Origin of the sequence: Sulfitobacter sp., assembly GCF_039977885.1 — a bacterium.
Lineage (GTDB): Bacteria > Pseudomonadota > Alphaproteobacteria > Rhodobacterales > Rhodobacteraceae > Sulfitobacter.
This window is the reverse complement of the sequence record NZ_JBDWCI010000006.1, coordinates 12,301-38,614: the sequence shown is the minus strand read 5'-3', so window position 1 is coordinate 38,614 and position 26,314 is coordinate 12,301. Positions and strand designations below refer to the sequence as shown.

The window sequence follows — 26,314 nt, the reverse complement described above, 5'->3', positions numbered from 1 at the left end:
CCGTGTGTTTCGAAGATAGATAGAGAGTGACAAGTCGTGGTTAGAATACAAGCACCTCGTTTGCAAGATAGCCGCATTCTTGTCGTCGGTGGGGCAGGATTTATTGGCCGTCACATTGTCCGTGCGCTTTGCGCCGACGGAGCAGAAGTGACCATTTTGGATATGGCACCGCCACCGCCCGAGTTCGACAAGCTAGACCGTATTGTAGGATCGATTGTTGATACAACCTTATTCGCCTCAGCCGTTTCAGGCTGTGATGCAGTCGTGTTTTTGGCCAATAGCTCCTTGCCTGGATCTGCCAACACAAACTTGACCTCAGAGGTGGAATCGCACGTTAAAACAAGCGTTCAATGCGCCGAAATCTGCAACGCCCAAGGCGTGAAGCGGTTCGTCTTTGCCTCATCCGGCGGCACGGTGTACGGCTATTCCTCGGATTTGCCTTTGCACGAGGACATGGTGACCCGGCCCCGCAACGCCTACGGTGTCTCCAAACTTGCCATTGAGCACTATCTGCGGATCATCGGAATGCAGAGGGATCTCGAGACTGTCTCGCTGCGCGTGTCAAACCCTTACGGCGAAGGACAACGAGCGCTTCGTAATCAAGGATTTATTGCCGCCGCCATGCAGCACGCGGTTAACGGCAAAGTGCTTCCGATTTGGGGAGATGGCCATGTAGAGCGCGATTTTGTGCACGCCTCTGATGTCGCGCAGGCTTTTGTCGCTGCGTGTTGCGTTAAGAACGTCCCCGAAATTTGCAACATTGGCTCAGGTGAAGCGGTATCCCTGTTGGAAATCCTTGATCAGATCGAACCGCTTCTGGGCCGCAGGCTGGAGGTCGAATTTGAGCCAGGCCGGACTGTGGATGTAACCCGTAACGTGCTCGACATCTCTCGCGCGCGCGACCAATTAGGATGGTCACCGCAGATATCGCTCGCAGAGGGAATGCAGCGCACCGCTGATTGGTGGAACGCTCAAGGCTAAATGTGCTCAGGAGCGAGCACGCTGACCCCATCAACTGTTAATTACCGTTATGGCTGCTGGCGCGCAGAAATATCTTTGATTTTGCGTTCAAGTGCTGCCGTTCGCTGAGCCAACGTGTAACATACCATTCCCAGCATGGAGATCAGATCCGTATTGGTATCGTTCGACCCCTCTACCGAACCGTTTCGATTGGCCTTGAATGTGTCGCTCAGCTTAACGCCGAAATCAGTATTCAATTTACGACGCTGCCTCGCAAAGCCATCGTGCAGCTCAGCCAGCCGTTGCGCATCGACGGAAATAGCCGTTGGATCGACTGGATGCACATTGCTAGCCGCGGCACCGGCATCTGCTAACATTTTCGTAAAACGTCTATAATCGATTTTGTTTTCAGTGTTCTCTTGAATAATCTTTAACAGCGATAATTGTGCCCGTCCTAGATTTTCGTTGGTCTTCCCTCGAGCGACGGGGAAGTCGGCGATATCTAGCCCTAACAATTCGACAAAATCAGCAACGATATTCGACTGAGCATCATAGGATCGCGGTAGCAGCTCCGCTCCTTCGATACTGGACCAAGCGGAAAGCTTGGACACATAGTCGAGGTCATTGATGCGCTGCGCCACGAAGTTATCGAAGCTGGCAACTCCAGGACCCTCCATCGTGATGGGGTGTTTTATAGCCCATTGGGCGTAAGCAGATAAAAGCCAATCTATGTGGTTTCGTAAATAAATAACGATTTTGACATCGTGTTTGTCATCAATGCCTTGCACGAATTCGGATACAAATTCCATCCGCGCCAGCATAAACTCTGATGACCAAACGATAGTCTGGTAGTCCTCTGCTGCGTCATTTACCTGTGCTGCTAGCTGCGCGGCAGTTCCAGATCGGTCCGCGCCGATGCATTGTACCAGCGCCGGGACTGATTGGGCTACAGAAGGCTTAAATACCGGATTGTGCATCGCGGTTCCACAATCGAGAATGCCGCGATCCGCCAGAGCATCTCGATTGCGTAGGAGCCAGCCCTGAACAGCGGTTGTTCCGGTCTTTCCATAACCAACGTGAAGAAAAATTTCACTCATTTAGGTAGTCCCAGCTTTTCTCTACGTTGGATAGAACCCACAAACTGCGGTCCAACGTCCAAGTGTTGCGGTTTATTCTTTAAGAAGCACGACGTGGCAGAAGGACATCTACACCTTCGGCCATCTTCTCGTTCACATACTCAAAAAGATCTTTTATGATCCGGCGAACGACCTGACTATCTACCTTACTGCGCAGGGCGATCTTCAATGTTAATTCCTTGAAGTTCATCAGGTGTTCCTCTTGCTATCAGGTGGCGTCCGACAAAGACGCATCGAGCGTACGCTGACCTTTTCCACACCACCTGAGCAATAGATGCGTTGGATTTTCGGCACAAGGTTAAATATATCGCATGGCCCGCCGTGGGAAATCTCTGACCTAGAGAGATCGGCTATCTTCCCAAGTTAACTTGTTGCTGCATTGGCAGTTTCGCCTTGTAACCTGTGCCTAAATCACAGCATATTCCTGCGTGCTTGATGAGGATTTAATATGCCCAACGTACCCGACACACCCAAAAAGGCAAAGCGGCTTATCTTGCATGCCGGGCTGCCTAAGACGGCCACGACATCGATCCAGAACGCAATTTTTCGCTGCCGCGAAATCCTATTCGCTGAAACGGGTATTTACTATCCGGGCACAGCTCCCAACCACACCAATGATCTGTGTACGGCCTTCCTCGACGATCCACGTTCGCATATTTCCAACAAGATGGCAGGCCTTACCGACCTCGACCAACTGAAATCCATCGCGGCCAACATACGTAGCTCCCTCGAAGCCGAAATAGCAAAATCAGCGCCCGAAACCATTTTGTTCTCAGCCGAAGGATTTTCGAACCTCTCTCATTCCGAACTTGGAAAATTCCGGGATTGGGCGCTGAATTTGGCCGATGAAATTTCCGTCATTTATATCGTGAGAAATCCACTGCGTTATGTGACCAGCGTGGTCCAGCAGCACCTTAAAGGCGGCGAGGTACTGGAAGACATGTACCAAAATCCGCCAATGCCCAACTGCAAAGGCAGGATTAATAATGCGATCGCAGCTTTTGGTCGGGAAGCTGTGTCGGTACACACCTTTGAGGATATGGTTAAATGCCCTGACGGGGTGACCGGTTTCTTCCTTGACAAAATCGGCGCACCAAAAAGTAAAGCGAACGAAGCTATCCTCAAGGCCCAAACCTTTGAGAATGAATCCCTAAGCCATGAAGCAGCGCTCATTCTATCGAGCCTCAATCGTCAACGCCCTGCCTTTGTAAATGGCCAACGCGGCGAGCGCCGCACATTGAGCGAACTTGGATTAATTCAGAATATTAAAGGGCGTAAATTCTACCTGCCGGACGATGTGCGCAAGAACGTCGTCGATCTGAGCATGGCGGATATTGCATGGCTCGAAGAAAATTTCGGCATTGACCAGTACCGAAGAGAGATCGAGGATTCAGCCTCTGAGCCCGCCCCTACCCTGTCACCAGAGACGATCGACAGTATGGCACTGATCCTGTCAGACATGATTAACGAACGTCATATCAACTTCCTGACCAGACGCGCCCGCCAGCAGCTCAATGCTGGAGATGAAGACAATCTTCCGCAGATTGTAAGAGATATCAAACGAATCGCTCCCCTGCGACCGCTTCCACCATTTTTGATCTCTTTCGACGATTCTGGTGAAATTTAAACGGGATTAGAAGTATGAGTAGCTCTCCGACAAGCAAACGGTCTTTGACGCCGTATTGGCCCTCCTCACTGACCGAGGATTTGGAGGCCGCTTTCGATAAACCGTTTTATCTAGATGCCAACCCGGATGTCGCCGAGGCGGGTGTTGACCCGTTCCAACACTATATGTTTCAGGGCTGGAAAGAGGGTCGCGACCCCAATGCCGATTTTTCGACCACGGATTACGCGCAGTCTCATGATCTAGAAGGTACAAATCCTTTCGTCCACTGGATTGAGGAAGGCCGGGCTACAGGGCTGTCCGGTCGCGCAAATGCCCCCCACTCACCCGATGAAGGAATGGATTTGACGCTGCCTGAAATGGCACCGATCCGTGCAGCCTTTGATGCTGATTTCTACCTCGCCGCCAATCCTGATGTTGCCGAGGCGGGCCTGGATCCATTCACTCATTTTATGATGTATGGCTGGCAGGAGAACCGCGATCCTAGTCCAGAGTTTTCGACACGATATTACCTCGTGGCCAACGAAGATATCGCGGCCGCGAAGATCAATCCGTTCACCCACTTCATCTTACATGGCCGCGGCGAAGGCCGGCGCTGCCATCCGTCTGGTCCCAGCCACGTCACAGGCGAAGACTACGCTACCAAAGAGTTAAATCTCGACGCGGCCAGCCTTGCTGAACTCAATGCTCATTTCAGTGCTGATTACTACCTGGCCCAGAATGAAGATGTCGCCGCCTCAGGGGGTGAGCCTTTGAACCATTTTCTGACTGTAGGTTGGCGCGAAGGGCGCAATCCAAGCGCCGACTTCGATGTCGCGTACTACCTCACCCACAATCCTGAATTGGTCACAGAACAAACGAACCCTTTGGTTCACTGGCTTCAATTTGGTCGTCACGAAGGCCAGCAAATCCGTCCATCCTCCTCCACTGACGGGCTCAGTGCTGGCGACCTCAAGCAACTACGCTCTGCATTTTCCGAAGAGTTCTATCTTGAGACAAACCCCGATGTCGCCGCTGCCGCTGTCGACCCGTTTGAACATTATATGGAACAAGGTTGGCGCGAAGGGCGTGACCCGAGTCCGGACTTCAGCACAGCGCACTACCTAAGTGAATACCCCGATATTGCATCTTCGGGCGCAAACCCCTTTGTTCATTTTACTCTTCACGGGAACGTTGAGAAGCGTAGCGGCCTGCCAACAGACCGCTACGCTTCAGCCCGCGATTTTCTGGCAAAAACCCTCGGCACTCAGGAGGCAACCTACCTCAAGCTCAGGGCGTTCTTTGACAAAGCCTATTACCTGGAAACCTACGATGATGTGAGGGATGCCGATGTCGACCCATTCCTCCACTTCCTGATCGACGGCTGGCGCGAGGGGCGCAACCCTAGCGCGAATTTTCAGACTAACTTTTATCTTTCCAAAAATGAGGATATCGCTAGTTCGGCATCGAACCCCTTTATCCATTGGGTTCTGCACGGCCGCGCTGAGGGGCGTGCCGGCTGCCCTGTGTTATCCGATCCTGAAGCGTTGCCAGAGCTTTCGGACATTGATTGGGATAGCTGCCCACCAGAAGATATCAAAGACATATCAGAGCGGTTTGACGAAGATTTCTACCTAAAAACCTACACGGAAGTTGCCGAGCAAGGGATCGACCCACGAGCGCATTACTTAATGCTGGGTTGGAAAAAGAACTACGATCCACGGCCGGACTTCTCGACACGATATTACCGTGATCGATACATCGATATTCAGACCTCTCAGGCGATCCCGTTTTTGCATTACTGCCGAAACGGTTTCAAAGAGCAGCGCGAAACCCAATCCTACGTCGACTTACGCAGCAAGGACTTTCGGCCGAAGGTCTCGATCATATTACCGAATTACAATCATGCCAAATACCTCCCCCAACGGATCAAGTCGATCGCGGACCAGACCTATGACAATGTCGAACTAATCATCCTTGACGACAAATCTTCCGACGACAGCCAAAAAGTTATCCGCAAAACCCTCGCGGATTTGGGGATCGAGGCGCAATTAGCGTTCAACGAGGTCAATTCGGGCAACGTCTTTGCGCAATGGCGCAAAGGCTTGTCGCTGGCTACAGGCAGTTTGATTTGGATTTGCGAATCCGATGACTTCTGCGAACCGGATTTTCTGGAAAAACTTGTACCATCATTCATGGACGAATCTGTTAATATCGCATTTTCACGTATTCAATTCTCGGATGTTGACGGTAATTTCATGCTCGGTCTGGACGGGTACCGCGAAGGAGCCGAGCCCGGCATTTGGGCCGACACGTTAACTCGTCCGGCGGCCGAATGGTTCAATGGTGCTTGGGGCGTCAATAACGTCTACGCCAATGTGGGCGGCGGCCTATTTCGCAACATTGATCTGCCCGAAGAAATATGGACCGAAGCGCGCAGTTTCAAAATTTGTGGTGACTGGTTTTTATACTTACACATTCTGGGGGCTGGACAAGCCACATTTGAGCCCGAGGCAGTGGCCTATTTCCGCCAGCACGATTCAAACACGTCAGGCCAGAACTTTCACAACCTCTATTACTATGAAGAAAATATACGGATCTTACGCCTGCTCTGCGAGCATTGGGGGATAGCAGAGCAAACCCGCCTGAAATTTCTTGAAAAAGTCCGCGCTCAGTACAATCATTTCAACCTCAGCGAAACGCTGGGCGACTTCGACGAGCTTTTTAACGTGTCGGAGCTCCTAACGCTCTCGCAGGAAAAACAGCACATCCAATTCGGATTTTTAGGGTTCCATCCAGGGGGTGGAGAACTGTTTCCGATCAATCTAGCCAATGCCTTTGTGGATGCTGGCCATACCGTGTCGATGATGTCGATCGACATGCGATCCATCAACGCTGACATGCGCGCGCGCCTTAGCCAACGAGTAGCGGTTTATCATGCCAGCAACATGACCGCGCGGGGCCGCGCGCAGTTCCTTGATGCCACAGGTGTTACCGTTTTGAACACACACGTCGCCGGGGCGGATGCATTTTTATACTCACTCGGAGACCAACCAATTGAACGTCCCTATGTCGTGACCTTGCATGGCTCCTATGTAGGGCTCGAAGATGCTCCGAAATCGGTCACCGACTGGATCCTCAAAAACGTCAATCGCTGGATCTATACCGCCGATCGCAATCTTGAATTTTTTGAGAACAAAGATGTAGATCGTGATCGCTTCATCAAGCTACACAATGCGATGCCACGCGACAATCGCCCTCCCTCCTTCACCCGCGAAGACCTTGGCATTGCCCCAACCGATACTGTTTTTACGTTGATTGCACGAGGCATCAAACGCAAAGGCTGGCGTGCTGCCGTGGAGGCGTTTCGGGCTCTGCGAGAAGAGCATGGATTCACCGATGTTCACCTATTGATGGTCGGTAGCGGTAAAGAGGCGGACAATGCCGAGGCCTCGGCTAAAGGGCTGTCAGGGATACATTTTCTAGGTTACCAATCGACAATAAACGGGATTTTGCGCCTATCCGACTGCCTGATTCTTCCCTCGCGGTTCGAGGGTGAAAGCTATCCGTTGTGCATGATTCAAGCCCTTCAAGAACACATCCCAGCCATCGCCACAGACATTGGCGAGGTACGGTCGATGATGACAGGTGAAAATAAAAAACCTGCCGGTATTTTGCTTGAAAACCACCGCAATACGCGGACGTTTACGAACGATCTGACTGCTGCAATGATCAAGATGCTCGATCCGGAGACACGAGCTAGGTTCTCTGCCCGTGCAACACAGCAAGCGTTAAAATACGATATAAATGCTCTCGTAGAGACTTATAACGAGACCTTTCAAGTGGCGATGCATCAGTTCGACGAGGATTAAAATTACCACTTGCCGCTCGAGAATCCACGGTTACCCACGCTGTGGTAACTGTCGCTTGCGCGTTGCATACCAAAGACCCTGCAAACGCCTTGGCGGGGCATGACAGATGTCGGCACGTAACAGATTGTGCCGCATATTTTAAGCGCTAGCCTGCCATGCAAGGGGATAGAATCTCGGCTGATCTATTCCGCACACTGCAAATCGTGACGAGCTAGCGCTATTTTTATAAAGCTAGATCGTATGCGATAGGGTAACGCGGAGAATAGAGGCGTTGCTAAAATTCCCGTCGGTCAAACTGGATATACCATTGGGCCCCCCGTTGAAGAGCTGAATTTTCTGCCCCGGACGGGTTCTGCATTTGGGGATGGTCATTCCCGAAACCCCGCCGACAAAAAACACTTCGCCCGGAAAATATAGCGGATTGGCTTCGAAAGGCAGGTCCTGAATCTCGGCGATGCCCGTTGCTGCGCCTTGATCGGAAAGGTCAATGGCGCATTGAAGCATGACCAGATTGCCGATGCGGGTATACAGGCCCAACTGCTGATCATATGTGACGCCTGTATCGTCATCCCCAAAGGTTAGGCGCGGGGTCCATGTGCCTTCTTCGTAATGGCTCAGCGAGGTAGAGCCGAACCCGATGCCTGCTGGCGCACTCAGGGTGCCTGTCGCGGCATCAACGCTTAGGGCATCATTGAAACTGCTGCCATCGGGGCTGACGCGCAGTGCAAAGTCGGTGCCACCGGTCAGGCCCATTTCCGCATGGCCTGTAAAGCCCGATTGAAACAACAAACTGGCCGTGCCTGTATCTGCTGCTTTGTTCACCTTCAGGCGATGATCGCCTCCCGAATGGGTGAGCAGGGTGGCATCCGCTGACACACTCAGGCGATTGACCGCATCCGCACCGGTATTCAGGCCAAGGGTCTGGGCGTTTAGATCGTCTACATCGGCCTGCCCCGGAAACCGCCATTGTGTGCCATCCCAGACGGTCTGTATGTCTTCGTCCAGTACATAGGCCTGCCAACCTGCTTGCGGTGTGTAAAACGACCATCCGCCACTTTCTTCATAGCAGGCAATCGTGTCTTCCTGCCCCAACCATTCCCCCTCGGCCGGAGCCGCAACAATATAGCGGGCCGCGGGAACAGGCGTTGCGGGTGGGGCGGACAGGCTGCGCGTCCCGACGCTAAGCTGCACCAACGCATCCAACCCGCGCAGGGCTTCATTATGGGTCACATGTTTTTGCGCCTGAGAGGGCAGAATATAGGGCAAATCCAAAAGAAGAGAGCGGTCAGACATCAAGGCATTCCTTTGCAACGGTGATTGCGCCAGAACGTATGGCCGCTTTGTTTTCAGCCCGGTGAAGGATGCGTGCGCTCCCTTCCCGAAACACGCAACATGCATGGCGTTTCGGGAAGGTCGAAAGATCGAGGAATTAGGCTATATGTAGGCTCTACCTTATCCCTTGAGAAGAGCCTGCAAATAATCGCCATAATCGTTTTTACGGAACTTCTCGGCGCGCTCTTTCAGCGCGTCGGCCGTGATCCAGCCACTGGCAAAGGCGATTTCATCGGGGCTGCCTGTTTGCATGCCTTGCCGACGCTCCAGCGTGCGCACAAAGTTACCCGCATCAAGCAAGCTACCGTGTGTGCCGGTGTCCAGCCAGGCAAAGCCACGGCCCATTTGCTGCACGCTCAATTCACCATCTTCCAGATAGCTTTCGAGCAAGCTTGTGATTTCCAGTTCGCCGCGGTCAGACGGTTTGACACTGCGCGCCCGCTCTGGGGCGCTTCCATCAAGGAAATACAATCCCGTCACCGCATAGTTTGAAGGCGGCACTTCGGGTTTTTCAATGATCGAACGGACATTGCCATCCTTATCGAAATCCACCACGCCATAGCGCTCGGGATCGGCCACACGGTAGCCGAATACGGTGCCGCCCTTTTCGTTTTGATCCGCCGCGCTCAGCAGTTTTGGCAGGTCGTGACCAAAGAAAATATTATCTCCCAGCACCATCGCCGAGGGCGCCCCGTCCAGAAAATCTTCAGCAAGCAGATATGCCTGCGCCAGCCCATCGGGGCTTGGTTGTACAATATAGGTCAGGCTTATGCCCCACTGGCTGCCGTCGCCAAGGGTACGCTGGAATTGGGCCTGATCCTCTGGCGTGGTGATGACGGCAATTTCACGAATTCCGGCCAGCATCAAAACCGAAATAGGGTAATAGACCATCGGCTTGTCATAAATCGGTAGCAGCTGTTTAGAGACACCGATGGTGACGGGATACAGGCGTGTGCCTGATCCACCAGCCAGAATAATACCTTTACGCTGAGCCATAACTAACTGAATCCTTTATAAAATATCTTTTAAGCCAATTAGGCCTTGGTGCCCAAGCGTTCGCCGATACCGTCGCGGTTTTGCAAGGCACGCCACCAGTCTTCATTGTCCAGATACCATTGCACGGTTTTTTCCAGACCCTCTTCCACGGTCACGGAAGGGTGCCAACCCAGCTCTTGGCTGATGCGGGTCGGGTCGATGGCATAGCGCGCGTCATGGCCCGGGCGATCGGTTACAAATTCGATCTGATCCGCATAAGGTGCCGACGCTGGACGCAAGCGGTCAAGAATGCCGCAGATGGTTTTTACCAGCTCCAGATTGGTCCGCTCGTTTTCGCCCCCGATATTATAGCTCCGGTTCAGCTCCCCTTTATCCAACACCAACAACAGCGCGTCAGCGTGGTCTTCCACATAAAGCCAATCGCGGATGTTATCTCCTTTGCCATAAATCGGCAGCGGCTTGCCCGCCAAAGCGTTCAGGATAACCACCGGCACCAGCTTTTCAGGGAAATGGTAGGGACCATAGTTATTCGAGCAGTTGGTCAGAACAACCGGTAGGCCGTATGTCTCGGCCCATGCGCGCACCAAATGATCGCTGGATGCTTTTGACGCGGAATAAGGGCTGCGCGGATCATAGGGCGTTGTCTCCGTGAACTGACCCTCTGCCCCAAGCGATCCGAACACCTCATCGGTCGAGATATGGTGAAAACGGAACGTATCGGGGCGCCCTTGGGCCTGCCAATAGCTGCGCGCAGCCTCCAGCATGTTGTAGGTCCCGGTGATGTTGGTTTCGATGAAATCGCCCGGTCCGTCGATCGAGCGATCGACATGGCTTTCTGCCGCAAGGTGCATCACCGCATCCGGTTTATGGGTCGCAAACGCATCGTCCAGCGCGGCACGGTCCCGGATGTCGGCCTTTACAAATGTATAATTTGGCGACTTGGCCGCATCGGCGACATTCTCCAGACAGGCCGCATAGGTCAGCGCATCCAGATTGACGATCTCATGACCCCGCGCAACCGCCAACCGAACAACTGCCGAGCCGATAAAGCCCGCGCCACCTGTGACAAGAATTTTCATAAATCAGCCTTCGTAGATAAATGGAGTGTCAAAATTTTTCAGCGATCCCGCATCCAGGTCTTTGTCAGACAGAACAGGATCTACAGTGCCCAAACCCCAATCAATCGCAAGGTCGGGATCATCGAAACGGATGCTGCCTTCGCATTCGGGGGCGTAATAATCATCGCATTTATAGCAAATCTCGGTCTCGTCCTTGAGGGTTGCAAAGCCATGCAGAAACCCTGCGGGGATCAACAACTGTAACCCGTTCGCGGCGCTCAACTCATAACCGACCCATTGGCCGTAGGTCGGGCTGCCGCGACGGACATCAACGGCCACATCATAAAGCGCCCCGCGCGTACAGCGCACCAGTTTGGTTTGTGCGTGGGGTGGGGTCTGAAAATGCAACCCGCGCACAGTCCCTGTAGTCATGCTCAGCGACTGGTTATCCTGAACAAAGTCATATTCAAGCCCCTGCTCCGCCATCCGCTTGCGGTTCCATGTCTCAGAAAAATGGCCGCGATTGTCGGCAAAACGGCGCGGCTCCAGCAAGAGTACACCGGGTAATTTGGTCTGGGTCACATCCAGCATGAAAGCACCTTTTCACAATCAGGGCACGAAAAGCCCACTCCAACCCTCCTATAACCAAATAACTAAACGACCTAAACCCTTAGACTTGATCTTGGCCGGCTTTGGCCTTTTGCGGTCCACCGATCGTAAAGAATGTTATCGTGCATATCGCCTAAAACCCGCATTCATCTCTCCTCGAACCGCGGGATAGGCGCACCACCGAAATAAAGCGTTACTGGAAAAGAGCCATAGAGCCTATGAGCACAGGTGGTAAACGGTAGCGTTTGAATCACTGCTTTCTATGCACAGCAGCCCTCGCCAGATTAACGGAGCGCCAATTAGGCGCCCCGTATCATCTGTTCTTTATACAGATCACGCCCCAAAGGGGGTTTGCTCATTGGGCCAGATATTTGCGCCAATCGCCGAGGGCGGTGATATCCGTCGCGCCTTTTGTCCCACTGTTTTCGCAGATAAAGCCTTTGACCTGCGCACCGTCCGAAAGGGTCAATGTACCAATGCCCAAAGGTGCGGGGATGCCTGCCATGAAGCTGCCAAAGCCCGATTTCGGCAGCGACCATATTTCAACAGCAATGGCACCGGCGTCCGGGGCGTCAGAGCGGACCAATCCGGGACGTGCGGGAGGCCCCCCTGCCAATGCGTAGAATTTATATTCCGCGGCTGTCATTGCCTTGCGCACAAAGGTAGCGCCCAGATCGGTCAGCTGTGCGTTCAGCGGCAGGCCGGACATATGGGCACCGCAGACGGCAAGCTCGATCCGGTCGGATCGGGATGCGGCCAAGGGGGCGGGCGCAGGGATCGGATGGGATGTGGCACCCATCATACGTGTGCAATCTGCTTCGAATCCGCGTGCGACCGAGGCGGCTAGCGCATCTTGGCCTTTTCCGGCCAGCAGGGTCACGCTGCCCGGTCTGCCATCACTGCGTGGCGCCGTCGGCACGGCAATGCCGCACATGTCCAGCAGGTTCACGAAATTGGTGTAGGTGCCGTTGTTGGAATTCGGCGTGACGGGGTCTGCCTCTAGATCGGCCACGGAATAGAAGGTCGGGATCGTCGGTACACAAAGCAGGTCAAGCGCCTCTAGCATCGGCTCGGCCGCGCGGCGTAGCTCGGCGAGGCGATACATGCCCCTGAAGGCATCAGCGGCTGACATGCTTTCGGCGTGGGTGATAATTTTCCGCGTGACGGGGTGGATCGCGTCAGGATTGGTCTTTAGCAGATCGTCGATCACGGTATAGCGCTCGGCCACCCATGCGCCTTCATACAACATACGCGCAATGGCATAGAGCGGCTCGAAATCGACATATTCAATCGTTGCCCCCGCCGCCTTGAGCAAGACAACATCGCGGTCGAAGGCCGCCTGTTGAACCGTGTCACCGAAGAACTCGATTGTGGCGGCATCGGGCACCCCAATGCGGAGCCCTTGGGCAGGGGTGCCCAGCGATTCATGCGGCAACGGGCGAGAATAGGCATCCGCCGCATCAAACCCGCGCGCCACCGCAAATGCGGCATAGGCGTCATCCACTGTCAGCGCAAAGATGGATACGGTTTCAATCGAACGGCAGGCAGGCACCACGCCGCTGGCCGATAAGGCCCCCAAGGTGGGTTTTAGCCCGACAATATTGTTGAGCGCCGCAGGCACCCTGCCCGACCCCGCCGTATCTGTGCCCAATGAGAACGTCACGATACCGTGGCCGACAATCACACCTGAGCCGCCCGATGATCCGCCCGGCACAATTTCGGGATCAACCGAATTGAGCGGCGCGCCGTAAGGTGTGCGCACACCCACAAGGCCGGTGGCGAATTGATCAAGGTTGGTTTTGCCAATCATCAACGCGCCCGCAGCGCGCAGGTTCGCGATGACAAACGCATCCTCTTGCGGCGTATAGGCATAGGCAGGACAGGCGGCGGTTGTCTCGATACCGGCCACGTCGATGTTATCCTTGGCGGCAAAGGGGATGCCCCAAAGCGGCATATCAGGATTGTATTCGCCAAGCGCATCGGCCTGCGCGATCAGGCTCTCGCGGTCGCACAGATGGATGAAGATGCCCGGATCATTCACCGCTTCAAGGCGTTTGAATATCTGCCGGATAACATCGGCGGGGCGCGTGCCCGCAGCATAGGCTTCGCGCAAGGCGGTCAGGGTAAAGGGGAGTGTATCAAGCATGGGAATTCTCCGAATTTCTTTGTTTTAGGGTCGCATAGGTTGGTGGGGGAGCGGCTGGGATTACCCAACCGGCTCTGTCTCCATTAACGCCACGCGTTGCCCCAGATGCAGCGCCTGCCCCGGGCTTGCGACGATTTCGGTGATCTGTCCTGCGGCGGGGGCCTGCACAGCCATTTCCATCTTCATGGATTCCACAATGGCAATGGTCTGACCCTCGGCCACAGTATCTCCGACGGCTACAGTGACCTTCCACAGGCTGCCGGGCACAGGGCTTTCGATCGCGCAACAGCCTTCGGGAATATCTGTTTGCTCGCCCATTGCGGCAGTGCCGTGATCGGGCTTGAAACTATCAAGCCCTTGGTCTTTCCACCGCTGCCGCTCTGCCTCAAAGGCATTTTGCTGGGTTGTTTTGAAGCGGGTGATATCCTCGGCCTCGCGGGCAAAGGCAGCCTTGTGATCCGCCCAGCGAAAGGTCGTCTCTTCGATTTTGATGGGGTATTGACCATGGGGGAACGCCTCGCGCGCTTCGGTCAGCTCCTCGTGCGAAACAGGGAAAAAGCGGATCTGGTCAAAGAAGTTCAACAGCCATGGCTGTTTGTCAAAGGCCTGCGTGCGCCGCCATGTGTTCCAGACCTGGATCGTGCGCCCAACCAGCTGATACCCCCCCGGCCCTTCCATCCCGTAGATGCACATATAGGCCCCGCCGATGCCCACAGCATTCTCGGGGGTCCAGGTGCGGGCCGGATTATATTTGGTTGTCACCAAGCGGTGGCGCGGATCAATCGGCGTGGCCACAGGCGCGCCCAGATAAACATCGCCCAGACCCAGCACCAGATAGCTGGCATCATAGACAAGCGCCTTGACCGCTTCCTCGCTCTCTAACCCGTTGATGCGGCGGATGAACTCGATGTTTGAGGGGCACCACGGCGCGTCAGGGCGCACCAGCTCTTGATATTTGCGCATCGCCAGCTCTGCCTGATCGTCCCCCCATGAGAGCGGCAAATGCACAATCCGCGAGGGCACGGTGATCTCTTCGGCAGGCGGCAGGGTCGCTTCGATCTGTTGCAGAACCTCCAACAGCTTGGCCCGCGGCAGCTTGGCGCTGTCATAATGGATTTGCAACGATCTGATGCCCGGCGTCAGCTCGATCACCGGTAGTTTGGCCTCCTGGACTGCTTGCATTAACAAATGCACGCGCAGGCGCAGCTCGATATCCAGCGTCATTTCGCCGTATTCAACCAACAGGTTGTCGTCGCCTTGGCGGCGATACACGACAGGCACAATGCCATCGTCCTGCCGCCCCAATACCGCCGATCCGGCACCGGCTATGGCCGGTGTCGCCACAGGGTCGCCCGCACGCTCGATCGGTTTGAACCGGATGGTATCACCGGGCCGGAACTGGCCCATTTTCCATTGGTCCTCTGAGGCGATGACCGCAGGGCTGACAAAACCGCCAAGGCTGGGACCATCCGGCCCCAGAATGATCGGCATATCACCGGTGAAATCAATCGCGCCCACCGCATAGGCATTGTCATGCAGGTTAGAGGGGTGCAGCCCCGCCTCGCCGCCATCGCTGCGGGCCCATTCAGGCGCAGGCCCGATCAGACGCACACCGGTGCGGTCAGAGTTGAAATGCACCTCATAATCAGTGGCAAAGAATGTCTCGATATCGCTGTCGAGAAAGAAATCAGGTGCTCCATGCGGGCCATAAAGAACCGAAACCTCCCAAGCGTTGGTCAGGGTCACAGGCTCTAACGGTTCGGGCGCGCTACACGCCGTATCCGCGATGTGCAGTACATCCCCCGTCTGGAGCGTGCCCATGGCGTGGCCCCCGAAATGGCCCAGCCCGAAACAGGCGCGCGAGCCAAGAACCTCTGCCGCATCAAAACCGCCAGCAACGGCCAGATAGCACCGCTGCCCCGCGCCGTTAATCGCACCGATACGCAGGGTCGCCCCTTCGGGGATGTCGATCACAGGGCCTTCTACGGGCTCATTGTCCAGATGCATCGCCATTTGCGCGCCTGTCACCGCAATGCGCGCAGCACTCAGGAAACGCAGCGTTGGCCCCATCATTGTCAGCTCAAGCGCTGCAGTGTCAGGGTGGTTGCCCAGCAAGCGGTTCGCGTTGCGGAAGGATACCGCATCCATCGGTCCCGAAGGCGGCACACCCACATGCCACAACCCCACACGGCCCGGCAATTCCTGCAAGCTAGATTGCGCACCGGGTGCTATGACTTCGATGCTATTGACCGCATAGGAAAAGCTATTGAGCGCGGTCGTCGTCACCAACCCCGAGGCCAGAATATCAGAGGCGGCAATGGCGCGTAGATAATCGAGATTGGTCTCGATCCCTGTGACGGCTGTGTCTGTCAAGGCGCTGCGCAGGGTTGCCAGTGCATCATCGCGGTCGGCACCGGTGACGATGATCTTGGCCAGCATGGGGTCATAAAACGGGCTGACCTCGGTGCCTGTTTCAACCCATGTGTCGATGCGCGCGGTATCGGGAAAGCTTACATGGGTGAGCTGCCCCGAGGAGGGGCGAAAGCCCGCGTGCGGGACTTCAGCATAAAGCCGGACCTCGATCGCGGCGCCCTTGGGTGTGGGCGCGGTATCAGGAAGAAATCGCTCCCCCGCAGCCTGACGGACCATCCATTCAACCAGATCAATATCAAAGACGGCTTCGGTTACAGGGTGTTCCACCTGAAGCCGGGTGTTGACCTCGAGGAAGTAGAATTCCTCACGCTGGGGATCATAGATAAATTCAACTGTACCCGCAGAGGCATAAGAAACCGACGCACAAAGCTCTGTCGCGGCCTTATGCAGCGCTGACCGCACGGCGTCCGGCAATCGCGGCGCCGGTGTTTCCTCGACCACTTTCTGGTTGCGCCGTTGCAAGGAGCAGTCCCGCTCGCCCAAAGCCAGCACATGCCCTGCCCCGTCGCCGAATACCTGCACCTCGACATGGCGCGCCTCGGCCACGAAACGCTCGATGAAGACACGCGCATCGCCAAAGCTGGCCGTCGCCGTGCGCCCCACGCTCTCGAACGCATCGCGCAAGGCGGTTTCATCCGCACAAAGCTGCATCCCGATGCCGCCGCCGCCTGCTGTGCTTTTGAGCATCACGGGATAGCCTACGCGCGCGGCCTCAAGCACGGCCTCGTCAATCGCTTCCAACAACTCCGAGCCGGGTAGCAATGGCACGCCGGCCTCCATCGCCAAGGCACGGGCCGTGTGTTTCATGCCGAAATCACGCAAATGCGCGAGGTCGGGCCCGATAAAGACGATGCCAGCCTCGGCAAGGCGCGTGGCAAAGCCCACGTTTTCAGACAAAAATCCATACCCCGGATGCACCGCCTGCGCGCCTGTTTCAATGCAGGCGGCAATGACGGCATCTACATCCAGATAGCTTTGCGCAGCCGGAGCAGGACCAAGCCGCACGTTTTCATCTGCCAATTGTACTGCGGGCGAGAATTGATCCGCATCAGACCAGACCGCAACCGAGGCGATGCCCATTTTGCGCAGCGTTTTGACGACCCGAACCGCGATTTCGCCGCGGTTGGCCACAAGAACTTTAGTGAACATAACTTACCCTTTAACCACAACACGTATGGGCGTCGGATCGAAGCCGTTACAGGGGTTATTGATCTGCGGGCAGTTGGAGATCACGCATAGCACATCCATCTCGGCGCGCATTTCAATATGATCGCCGGGAGAAGAAATCCCGTCATCTACCGTCATCGCGCCATTCGCGCTGATTGGTACGTTCATGAAGAAATTGATGTTGGCAACAATGTCGCGCTTGGTCATGCCGTGGCGGCTCAGCTCGAGAATAAAATTCTCGCGGCAGGCGTGTTGGTAGAGCGTATCATGGCCAAAGCGCACTGTGTTGCTTTCGCATGAACAGCACCCCGCAGATGTATCGTGCCGCCCGGCTGTATCCGCCAGAACGGTCAGCATCACGTTACCTTCGCCGGACATAATTTTGCTGCCCGTCGTGATATAGGCGCTGCCTTGGGTGCGGAGCGTTTCCTGATTGGAATACCGCTCGGAGTAATCCTGCGCACTGTAGAAAATCGTATCAATGGCCTGCTGGCCGAATGTATCCTCAATGCGGATCGTTTGACCCTTTTTGACGATGCCGGACCATGGTTTTTCAGCTGCGATTTCGAATGTCTTTTCCATGATCTTACCCCTCTGCCTTTGCGTTATTCTCGAAACCACGCTGGGCCTCGGCGGTGGCCGTGCGGCACAGATCATCCGCAAGGACAGGCGCCGCTTTCAGCTTGGTAAGCTCGACCGGCGCTGGCACTTCGCCAGCTTTGGGGTCCATCGGATGTGGGCAATTTGACAGCGCAATCATCAGATCCATCTCGGCGCGTAGCTCAATCCATTCACCGTCACCGATCATCCCGCCGCGCCATTCGAATTTACCCTCGGCGTCGACACGCACGGGAGCAAAGAGGTTGAACAGCGGCATCAGATCGCTTTTGCCCAGACCCAGCTTGGCCGCAGCCAGCACCATGTTTTCGCGCGTATTGCGCAGGCGCGGGTTATCGTATTGCGCGATAGTGGCCGGGGTCGATCCCCCCGTCAGCACATCATGCGCGCCCGAGCTGTCCTCGACAATCGACAGCATCACACGCCCCATGTCCGAGAACACAACGCGGCCTTTCTTGAGCTCGGTCGTCCATTGCAGCTTGACCGTGTCCGGCAGGTTCATGCGCTCGGCGGTGTCTTGCGCCGACCACACGGCCAATGCCACAGCAGAGGCCGCGCCCTGCGGTGCAAGGCGCAGGACTTCACCCTTGGCGATGTGCAATGTCGTATACCATCCCCCCGGCAAGCTGCGCGTCATAAGGACACTATCCGCCGCCGGCGCAGGTGCCGGTCGCGGGCTGGCCGTCGGGAAGGTCGTCGGCGAAAACTCCAGCCCGATACGTTGATGTTCCTCATAGCGCTGCTTGTCGGCGGCAATCTCTTCCGGCGTGCGGTGAATGTGCATATCAGGTCTCCGTTTTTGTGTCGGGTCGTCCCGAAGTCTCGCCATGAGGGGTCAGGTCGTCCCAACCAAGCGCATATTCAGATTGAAAGATCGTATCGCCCCCCGCCTTGCGGGGAGGCCAGATGTCGATGTCTTTGGTGATTGACGCACCATAGCGCATGGCCTCTTCGGGGCGGTCACGGGTGCGGCCCAAGGCGACAACACGGGTGCCAAGGGTAAACGCCTCGCGCAGATCATGGGTGACCATGATTACCGTCATCGGCAGCTCGTTCCACAGGCGCTTCATCAGCCGGTGAATGTCCGAACGAATACCTGGATCAAGCGCGCCGAACGGCTCATCCAGCAACAGCACGCGGGGCTTCATCATCAAAGCCTGCGCAAGGGCAAGGCGCTGTTGCATACCGCCGGACAATTGCGCGGGGTATTTATCTTCTGATCCGGCCAGCCCTACCTCACGGATCATCTCGCGGGCAGCCTCGGCCAGCTGCTTGCGCTCGGTGCCAAAGCGACGGCCCCAAACACGCGAGGATTGCAGCTCGGGGCCCAGCATTACATTTCCTAGAACCGTCAGATGCGGAAAGACGGAGTACCGCTGATAGACCACACCACGGTCCGGCCCCGGCTCGGAAGGCAGCGGTGCGCCATCAAGAGTGATCGACCCGCGGGTGAGCTTTTCCTGCCCCAACAGCAAGCGCAGCAATGTCGTCTTGCCGCAGCCCGACGGGCCAACCAGCGCCACGAAGGATCGCGGGGCGACCTCAAAACTAAGATTCTCCAGCACGATCTGATCGCCGTATTCTTTCCACAGGTTCTTGATCCTGAGCCCAGTCATGCCTCGGCCTCCGTAACCGACCACGGGAACATACGGCGGCGTAAACGGTCGATGGCGAAATCGGCGCTGGCCGCCAGAAACGTAATCCACGCCACATAGGGAAAGATAACATCCATCGACAGATAACGGCGCACCAGAAAGATGCGGTAGCCCAGCCCGCTATTGGCCGAAATCGCCTCAGCCGCGATGAGGAACAAAAACGCTGGCCCCAGTTGCAATCGCAGGCTGGTCAACAGCCGCGGCATGGCTTGGGGCAGCACAATGCGCAGCGCGATCTGCCAGCTTGAAGCGGATAAGGTCTCGGCTTTGACGATCTGCTCACGCGGCAGCGCCAGCACAGTTTGCGCAAGATCACGGATCATAATCGGCGCCACCCCGATCACAATCAGCGCGATTTTGGAGGTCTCCCCCAAACCCATCGAAATGAACAGGATGGGCAACAGCGCCAATGGCGGCACCATCGAGATGAAATTGACAAAGGGCACCAATAGCGCGCGCAGGAACGGCAAAATGCCAATGCCGATCCCGATGATCAGCGCAAGCGCGGTAGAGATGCCCAAACCTGCGCCCAGCCGTTTGAGGCTGGACACAGTATCCGTCCACAACAGGTAATCCCCTGTGCGCCGGTCGGGGGTAAATGCCATCAGATCAACCGCAGCTGCGATGCTGGAAAGCGCCGGCAAAAGCTTATCGCTGGGGTTGTCGGCCAGCCGCGCCGCCGACCCCAGCAGATACGCAAGGATCAGCAGCACGAAGGGCGTGAACTTCAAAACAGTCGCCGTACGGCGCGACAGCTGTTGGTTGATCAGACGCATGGGACCGCTTTCTGCTTACAGCGCGCCGTCGGCGGCCATTTGCATATAGGTGTTGTCAAAGCGGAATTTGGTGTTCGCCGCGTCGCCCAAAACCGTACCATCCGGCAGCTCGATCCCGATGGCGTCTGGCGATGTCGCACCAGGGGTCAGCAGACCTTTGTCAAACAGGAACGAGCGGACCAGATCCATCGTAGCACCCAGATCATCAGAGCTGGTAAAGGCAACGGCTTCGCTTGGATCCGCAAACAGCTTGGTCGCGGCCATCTGACCTTCAAAACCGGCCTGATCAGTGCCCGAAGCCGCACCCATTGCAGCGCGTGCAGCAGCACCCTCGGCCGTGTCCGACGTCATCAACGCAGCGGTTTCATACCAGATACCGGCAAGCGCCTTGCCGAAATCGGGATTGGCCTTAACCACATCCGTGTTGGCCACCATCAGGTCGATGATCTCACCCGAGATTTGCGAGCTATCAAAGAGCTTCTTCGCATCCGGCAATGCGGCAATTTCGGAAACCATCGGGTTCCATGTGACCATCGCCGTAACATCAGGGGTTTGGAACGCACCAACCATATCCGGATCAGCCGTGTTGATCACCTTTACATCACGCTCGGACAGGCCGACGCTGTCCAACGCGCGCGCCAACAGGTAGTGCGAAACAGAATATTCCACCAGATACACATCGCGCCCCTCAATATCGGTCAGCTCGGCCTCACCTTTGAGGAAAACCGCGTCATTCCCATCCGAGAAATCGCCCACGATCACTGCCGTCGTATCCACACCACCGGCGGCAGGAATAGACAGGGCATCCATATTGGTCACTGTGACCGCATCATAGCCGCCCGCAGTATATTGGTTGAGCGATTCAACATAATCGTTGAACTGCGTCACCTCGATGGAAATGCCATATTTATCGGCCCATTTATCAACGATACCCGCGTCAGCGGCATAGCCCCAAGGCATCCAACCGACATAAATTGACCACGCAACTTTGAAGTCAGTCTGCTCTTGCGCAAATGAGGCCGGGGCAAAGCTAAGCGCGCCAAGAGTAATGAGGGAGGTCAGAGTCAGTCTACGTGTAAAATTCATCGGTCTTCCTTTTCTGTTTTCAAAAAAGGGACCGGCGACAAGACTTCGCGGCCAATCCCTTGGCTGTGCGAGGTCTCCCGGGCTTTTATCCCGCCGTGCTTCTGGCGGGGATGTCTCCCCCGGCAGCTTTGGCTCTCGGACCAGTCACGCAAAATGCGCCGGAACCCTAGCCAATATACTCAGGCTTAAGGCTTCCAGATTAATTTTTTTGAAGCAAGTCTGAGCCGATCAAAACGGGACATTATTCCGTTTAGCCCATAAAATCGGCTCGTTTTGCAGTAAAATGCAAATAAATTAACCCGAAATAGGATCAGAAACAGATTTCAACGAGGCAGGAAGTGGATTTGTCGATACCCGCCGCCCTATGCCTGAGGCTGTTCGCCCCAGTTCGCGGTCGCTTGTAAGATCCCGACAAGCTCCATCTGGCTGAGCGTGAACGGGTTGCCCTTCATCGATGACGACGAAGCCGCGGCGCTGGCGATGCCATCATGGTCAGCGGCCGAAACACCCAAAGCGGCAAGACTGGGCAAGCCCTGAGCGGCGGACCACTCTTTGAGTGCGGCGATCCCCTGCCCTATAGCACCGTTGGCAAAATGCGCATCGATCTGCCCCTGCACCCAATGCACCCGCTCATGGATGTCGGTGCCTTTTTGCGATTTGCGCAGGTGGCTTTGCAGAACCTCCGGCAGCAAAGCACCGCAGATTTCGCCATGGGGCGCGCCGGTTTTGCCGCCGATCACCCCTGCGAAACCGTGGACTGCGCCCAATCCGGCATTGGCCAAGGCCAAGCCGCCACAGGTGCTCACCCATGCCATGGCGTCCCATGCGGCGTCTGTGCCCTGCTCGACCACATCGCGCAGCACGCTGATACCCACGGGGATGGCGGCACGGCAGATGGCGTCGGTCATCGGGTTTGATTTGCACGACAGATAGGGCTCGATCACTTGCGTCACCGCATCCAGACCCGCCGAAAGGGTCACACGTTGCGGTGCACCCTGCATAAGCTGCGCATCAACGATGGCGACCTGCGGGATCATTCGCGGGTCGCGAAGGCTTACCTTGAGCCCGCAATCGGGCACTGAAATCACCGCATTCTTGGTGACTTCCGCACCGGTGCCTGCGGTGGTGGGCAGGGCAATCACGGGAATTGGCGCGGCATCCAGCGGGCGGCCCTTGCCTACGACTTCCAGATAGTCGCGCGGCAGCCCACTGCACGGCACAAGCGCCGCCAGCGCCTTGGCCAGATCCATCACCGATCCACCACCCAAGGCAATCACCACAGTAGGGCAAAAGCCCCCAAGCGCCGCCAATGCCTGCTCAATATCAGGCAAGGACGGTTCACTCCGGCAGGCGATGGTTTCAAGCGTCAGCCCCGCGTCGTGGCACCGCTGCACCAACCAATCCGCACGCGCAGCGTTGGCACCATGTACCAATAGCGCCGTGTGACCAAAACCTTTGGCTATTGTCGCGGCCTGCTGGTGCTGCCCGCGACCAAAGTGGATGCTTTGAGGGCTGATAAATGAAAACACGGCCTAGACGCTCATCGTGGCCTGCACCGCTTTCTTCCAGGAGGCATATCGGGTTTCACGGGTGCTTTCGTCCATGTCGGGCAGGAATTCGGTTTCGCGGGCCCATTGCGCCGCAAAAGTCGCCTGATCGGGATAAACGCCCACATACATACCTGCCAGCCACGCCACCCCAAGCGCGGTGGTTTCGTGGATTTCCGGACGGTCCACAGTTGCGCCGATGATGTCCGAGAGAAACTGCATCGTCCAATCGCTGGCCGACATGCCACCATCAACGCGCAGGTTGGGCTGTACGCCGGTGGCTTTCCAATCTGCAGCCATAGCCTCGATCAGATCGCGGGTCTGAAAGCCCACGCTTTCCAAAGCGGCCTTGGCCATTTCCGCAGGGCCGGTGCCGCGCGTCAGACCAAAAGTGGCCCCGCGACATTCGGCATCCCAATAGGGCGCGCCCAAGCCGACAAAGGCAGGCACAATCACCACGTTCTGATTTGGGTCTGCCTGTTCGGCCAAAGCCTGTGTTTCACTGGCATCTCCGATGATCCCCAACCCGTCGCGCAGCCATTGCACAACCGCCCCCGCAACAAAGATAGACCCTTCGAGCGCATAGGTCGGCTTGCCGTCCAGCTGGTAGGCGATGGTTGTCAGCAACCGGTTTTTCGACACAACGGGCGTGTCGCCGGTGTTCAGCAAGGCAAAGCAGCCGGTGCCATAGGTTGATTTCATCATGCCCGGCTCAAAACATGCCTGCCCCACGGTGGCGGCCTGTTGGTCCCCTGCAACCCCGCGGATCGGGATGGGGCTGCCGAACAGATCGGCCTGTGTTTCACCGAAATCGGCGGCACAGTCTTTGACCTCGGGAAGCATCTTTATAGGAATATCCAGCAGGTCACAGATGGTCTGGCTCCAACGGCCTTTCCGGATGTCATACAGCATCGTGCGCGCGGCGTTTGTGGCATCCGTGGCATGAACAGCCCCGCCTGTCAGTTTCCAGATCAGGAAGCTGTCGACCGTGCCAAACAGCAATTCCCCCTTGGCCGCACGGTCACGCGCGCCGTCAACGTGATCCAGAACCCAGTTCAATTTGGTGCTGGAGAAATAGGGATCAATCCGCAGTCCTGTGCGCTGGTTGATCATCTCTTCATGGCCGGCATTGCGCAGTTTGTGGCACAGTTCGGCGGTGCGCCTGTCCTGCCAGACGATCGCGTTATAGATCGGCTCGCCGGTCGTTTTGTCCCATACCACGGTGGTTTCGCGTTGATTGGTGATGCCAATGGCAGCGATCTGGCTGGCGGTAATGCCCGCGTGATCCAATGCGCCGCGGCAGGTGGCAACAGTTGTCTCCCACAGCTCGCGGGGGTCGTGTTCGACCCAGCCCGAGTTGGGGAAATGTTGTGTGAATTCTTGCTGTTCGCTGGCCAGAACTGCAAACGCGCGATCAAACACTATTGCACGGGTGGATGTCGTGCCTTGGTCAATTGCGAGGATATACGTCATATTCGGCCTCTGTAGATGGGGGCGGTTGTAAATCCGGGGCCAGCAATCTGGCCCCGGACGTCCGGCTTATTGCCAGGATTTGATCAGCTCGTCATATGCGATCGTGACAGGCGTTTCATTCTCATCGGCAAGCTTCGCCTTGGGCGAACCCGGCTGGTCGAGCCAGTAGGACGGATCGCTTTCCTCGTTCATCACCGGACCAAGATCGCCTTGAACGCCTGCACGCTCCAGACGGATCATGACTTTTTCCTGATCTTCACACAGCGCATCCAGCGCCTCCTGAGGCGTTTTTGCACCGGACATTGCATCGCCGATGTTCTGCCACCACAGCTGTGCCAGCTTTGGATAGTCAGGGACGTTGGTGCCGGTTGGCGACCACTGAACCCGCGCTGGTGAGCGGTAGAATTCAACCAGACCACCCAATTTAGGCGCACGCTCGGTAAAGCTTTCGTGCTGGATCGAGGATTCGCGGATGAAGGTCAGGCCAACATGGCTTTTCTTCACGTCCACAGTTTTGGATGTGACGAACTGCGCATAAAGCCACGCCGCTTGGGCGCGATCCACAGGGGTGGATTCCATCAGCGTCCACGCACCGGCATCCTGATAGCCGATCTTGGTGCCTTCGGTCCAATATGCACCGTGTGGCGAGGGGGCCATGCGCCATTTCGGCGTGCCGTCCTCGTTCATCACCGGCAGATCAGGCTCAACCGAAGCAGCGGTAAATGCCGTGTACCAGAACATCTGTTGCGCAACATTACCTTGCGCAGGCACCGGACCCGCCTCAGAGAATGTCATGCCAGCCGCAGCGGGAGGAGAATATTTCTCAAGCCACTCGATGGATTTGGTAACCGCGTAAACAGCGGCCGGACCGTTCGTGGCCCCACCACGCGCAACACAAGAGCCGACCGGCTGGGACTTTTCGTTCACGCGAATGCCCCATTCGTCGACGGGCAGGCCGTTCGGCTCACCTTTGTCGCCCGCACCAGCCATGGACAGCCACGCATCGGTATAGCGCCAACCCAATGACGGGTCTTTCTTGCCGTAATCCATGTTGCCAAAGACTTCGCCCTCAACACCCAAGCGGGACAGATCGCGGCCCGTGAAGAACTCTGCGATGTCTTCATAGGCGGACCAGTTTACCGGCACGCCCAGCTCGTAGCCGTATTTCTCTTGGAAATCGGCCTTGTTTTGCGCGTCGTCAAACCAATCGGCACGGAACCAATAAAGGTTGGCGAACTGTTGGTCCGGCAATTGGTAGACTTTGCCATCAGGGCCGGTTGTGAAATCCAGACCGATGAAATCTTCCAGATCAAGGCCCGGGTTCGTAACGCTTGCACCTTCGCCTGTCATCCAATCCGACAGGTTGCGCGCCTGCTTATAGCGCCAGTGCGTGCCGATCAGGTCGGAGTCGTTGATATAGGCGTCATAGATGTTCTCGCCCGACTGCATCTGTGTTTGCAGTTTTTCAACAACATCGCCTTCGCCGATCAGGTCATGGGTGACCTTGATGCCCGTAATCGCCTCAAACGCAGGTGCCAGAACGGTGGATTCGTAAGTATGGGTCCCGATGGTTTCCGACACTACGTTGATCGACATGCCTTTAAACGGCTCTGCCGCATCTACAAAAAATTGTAGCTCGGCTTCCTGCTCGGCGCGGCTGAGCGCGGACAGGTCTCCGATTTCGCTGTCCAGAAATGCCCGTGCGGCATCCATGTCAGCGAACGCAGGTGCGGCAAGCATGCAAGCAGCAACGCTTAACGCAGTGGTTCCTTTAAGTCGCAAGTTCATTGTAGTTCCTCCCTAAAATAGAACATTCAAGACGCCCCCGATCTTGTCGTCGGGGCCGC

The 26,314-nt window shown here is 56.2% G+C and carries 19 protein-coding genes and 1 riboswitch; of the genes, 3 read left to right on the top strand and 16 right to left on the bottom strand.

Translation table 11 applies throughout. The features are described 5' to 3' along the window. Window positions 1-36: 36 nt before the first annotated feature. Window positions 37-981, top strand: coding sequence for an NAD-dependent epimerase/dehydratase family protein (locus ABJM03_RS02790; protein WP_348415364.1), 945 nt, complete (start codon window positions 37-39; stop codon window positions 979-981). A gap of 47 nt (window positions 982-1,028) precedes the next feature. Here the strand turns inward: ABJM03_RS02790 and ABJM03_RS02785 are convergent, their stop codons facing one another. Continuing rightward, window positions 1,029-2,057 (bottom strand): hypothetical protein, encoded by a 1,029-nt coding sequence (locus tag ABJM03_RS02785; RefSeq protein ID WP_348415363.1) that lies wholly within the window; start codon window positions 2,055-2,057, stop codon window positions 1,029-1,031. A 79-nt stretch (window positions 2,058-2,136) separates the two neighbouring features. Beyond that, on the bottom strand, window positions 2,137-2,286 hold the full coding sequence (locus tag ABJM03_RS02780) for a hypothetical protein (protein ID WP_348415362.1): 150 nt from the start codon (window positions 2,284-2,286) through the stop codon (window positions 2,137-2,139). Window positions 2,287-2,544: 258 nt separating this feature from the next. On the opposite strand from ABJM03_RS02780, the gene ABJM03_RS02775 reads away from it, so the two are divergent. Both ABJM03_RS02775 and ABJM03_RS02770 read left to right on the top strand, forming a co-directional pair. Further along, window positions 2,545-3,723, top strand: coding sequence for a hypothetical protein (locus tag ABJM03_RS02775; protein WP_348415361.1), 1,179 nt, complete (start codon window positions 2,545-2,547; stop codon window positions 3,721-3,723). Window positions 3,724-3,767: 44 nt separating this feature from the next. After that, window positions 3,768-7,571: a glycosyltransferase gene (locus ABJM03_RS02770; RefSeq protein ID WP_348415360.1), complete on the top strand. Its 3,804-nt coding sequence runs from the start codon at window positions 3,768-3,770 to the stop codon at window positions 7,569-7,571. Window positions 7,572-7,802: 231 nt separating this feature from the next. Here ABJM03_RS02770 and ABJM03_RS02765 read toward each other — a convergent pair whose 3' ends face one another. From ABJM03_RS02765 to ABJM03_RS02700, 14 genes are all read right to left on the bottom strand, one after another. After that, window positions 7,803-8,864 (bottom strand): DUF2793 domain-containing protein, encoded by a 1,062-nt coding sequence (locus ABJM03_RS02765; RefSeq protein ID WP_348415359.1) that lies wholly within the window; start codon window positions 8,862-8,864, stop codon window positions 7,803-7,805. A gap of 159 nt (window positions 8,865-9,023) precedes the next feature. Beyond that, complete coding sequence (rfbA, locus tag ABJM03_RS02760) at window positions 9,024-9,899, bottom strand: glucose-1-phosphate thymidylyltransferase RfbA (protein ID WP_348415358.1); 876 nt, start codon at window positions 9,897-9,899, stop codon at window positions 9,024-9,026. A gap of 38 nt (window positions 9,900-9,937) precedes the next feature. After that, complete coding sequence (rfbB, locus tag ABJM03_RS02755) at window positions 9,938-10,978, bottom strand: dTDP-glucose 4,6-dehydratase (protein ID WP_348415357.1); 1,041 nt, start codon at window positions 10,976-10,978, stop codon at window positions 9,938-9,940. Between the two features lie 3 nt (window positions 10,979-10,981). After that, the gene (gene rfbC, locus ABJM03_RS02750) at window positions 10,982-11,545 is read right to left on the bottom strand and encodes a dTDP-4-dehydrorhamnose 3,5-epimerase (RefSeq protein WP_348415532.1); all 564 of its coding nucleotides are present in this window, start codon (window positions 11,543-11,545) and stop codon (window positions 10,982-10,984) included. A gap of 376 nt (window positions 11,546-11,921) precedes the next feature. After that, entirely contained in the window at window positions 11,922-13,712 is a 1,791-nt protein-coding gene (gene atzF / locus ABJM03_RS02745) for an allophanate hydrolase (RefSeq protein WP_348415356.1), read from the bottom strand. Window positions 13,713-13,772: 60 nt separating this feature from the next. Further along, a complete protein-coding gene (gene uca, locus ABJM03_RS02740; protein WP_348415355.1) occupies window positions 13,773-17,294 on the bottom strand; it encodes an urea carboxylase in 3,522 nt (1,173 codons plus the stop codon). A 3-nt stretch (window positions 17,295-17,297) separates the two neighbouring features. Beyond that, entirely contained in the window at window positions 17,298-17,894 is a 597-nt protein-coding gene (locus ABJM03_RS02735) for an urea amidolyase associated protein UAAP2 (protein WP_348415354.1), read from the bottom strand. 4 nt (window positions 17,895-17,898) lie between these two features. Then, window positions 17,899-18,714 (bottom strand): urea amidolyase associated protein UAAP1, encoded by an 816-nt coding sequence (locus ABJM03_RS02730; RefSeq protein WP_348415353.1) that lies wholly within the window; start codon window positions 18,712-18,714, stop codon window positions 17,899-17,901. Window position 18,715: 1 nt separating this feature from the next. Continuing rightward, window positions 18,716-19,546 carry an ABC transporter ATP-binding protein gene (locus ABJM03_RS02725; protein ID WP_348415352.1) on the bottom strand — a complete coding sequence of 277 codons (831 nt, stop codon included), beginning with the start codon at window positions 19,544-19,546 and terminating at the stop codon, window positions 18,716-18,718. After that, complete coding sequence (locus ABJM03_RS02720) at window positions 19,543-20,361, bottom strand: ABC transporter permease subunit (protein ID WP_348415351.1); 819 nt, start codon at window positions 20,359-20,361, stop codon at window positions 19,543-19,545. The genes ABJM03_RS02725 and ABJM03_RS02720 overlap by 4 nt, the downstream gene beginning before the upstream one ends. Before the next feature lie 15 nt (window positions 20,362-20,376). Beyond that, complete coding sequence (locus ABJM03_RS02715; protein WP_348415350.1) at window positions 20,377-21,447, bottom strand: putative urea ABC transporter substrate-binding protein; 1,071 nt, start codon at window positions 21,445-21,447, stop codon at window positions 20,377-20,379. A gap of 72 nt (window positions 21,448-21,519) precedes the next feature. Next, window positions 21,520-21,628, bottom strand: a riboswitch (guanidine-I (ykkC/yxkD leader). Between the two features lie 181 nt (window positions 21,629-21,809). Beyond that, window positions 21,810-22,976: an iron-containing alcohol dehydrogenase gene (locus tag ABJM03_RS02710; RefSeq protein WP_348415349.1), complete on the bottom strand. Its 1,167-nt coding sequence runs from the start codon at window positions 22,974-22,976 to the stop codon at window positions 21,810-21,812. A 3-nt stretch (window positions 22,977-22,979) separates the two neighbouring features. After that, a complete protein-coding gene (gene glpK, locus ABJM03_RS02705; protein WP_348415348.1) occupies window positions 22,980-24,467 on the bottom strand; it encodes a glycerol kinase GlpK in 1,488 nt (495 codons plus the stop codon). Window positions 24,468-24,533: 66 nt separating this feature from the next. Then, window positions 24,534-26,255, bottom strand: coding sequence for an ABC transporter substrate-binding protein (locus tag ABJM03_RS02700; protein ID WP_348415347.1), 1,722 nt, complete (start codon window positions 26,253-26,255; stop codon window positions 24,534-24,536). Window positions 26,256-26,314 lie beyond the last annotated feature (59 nt).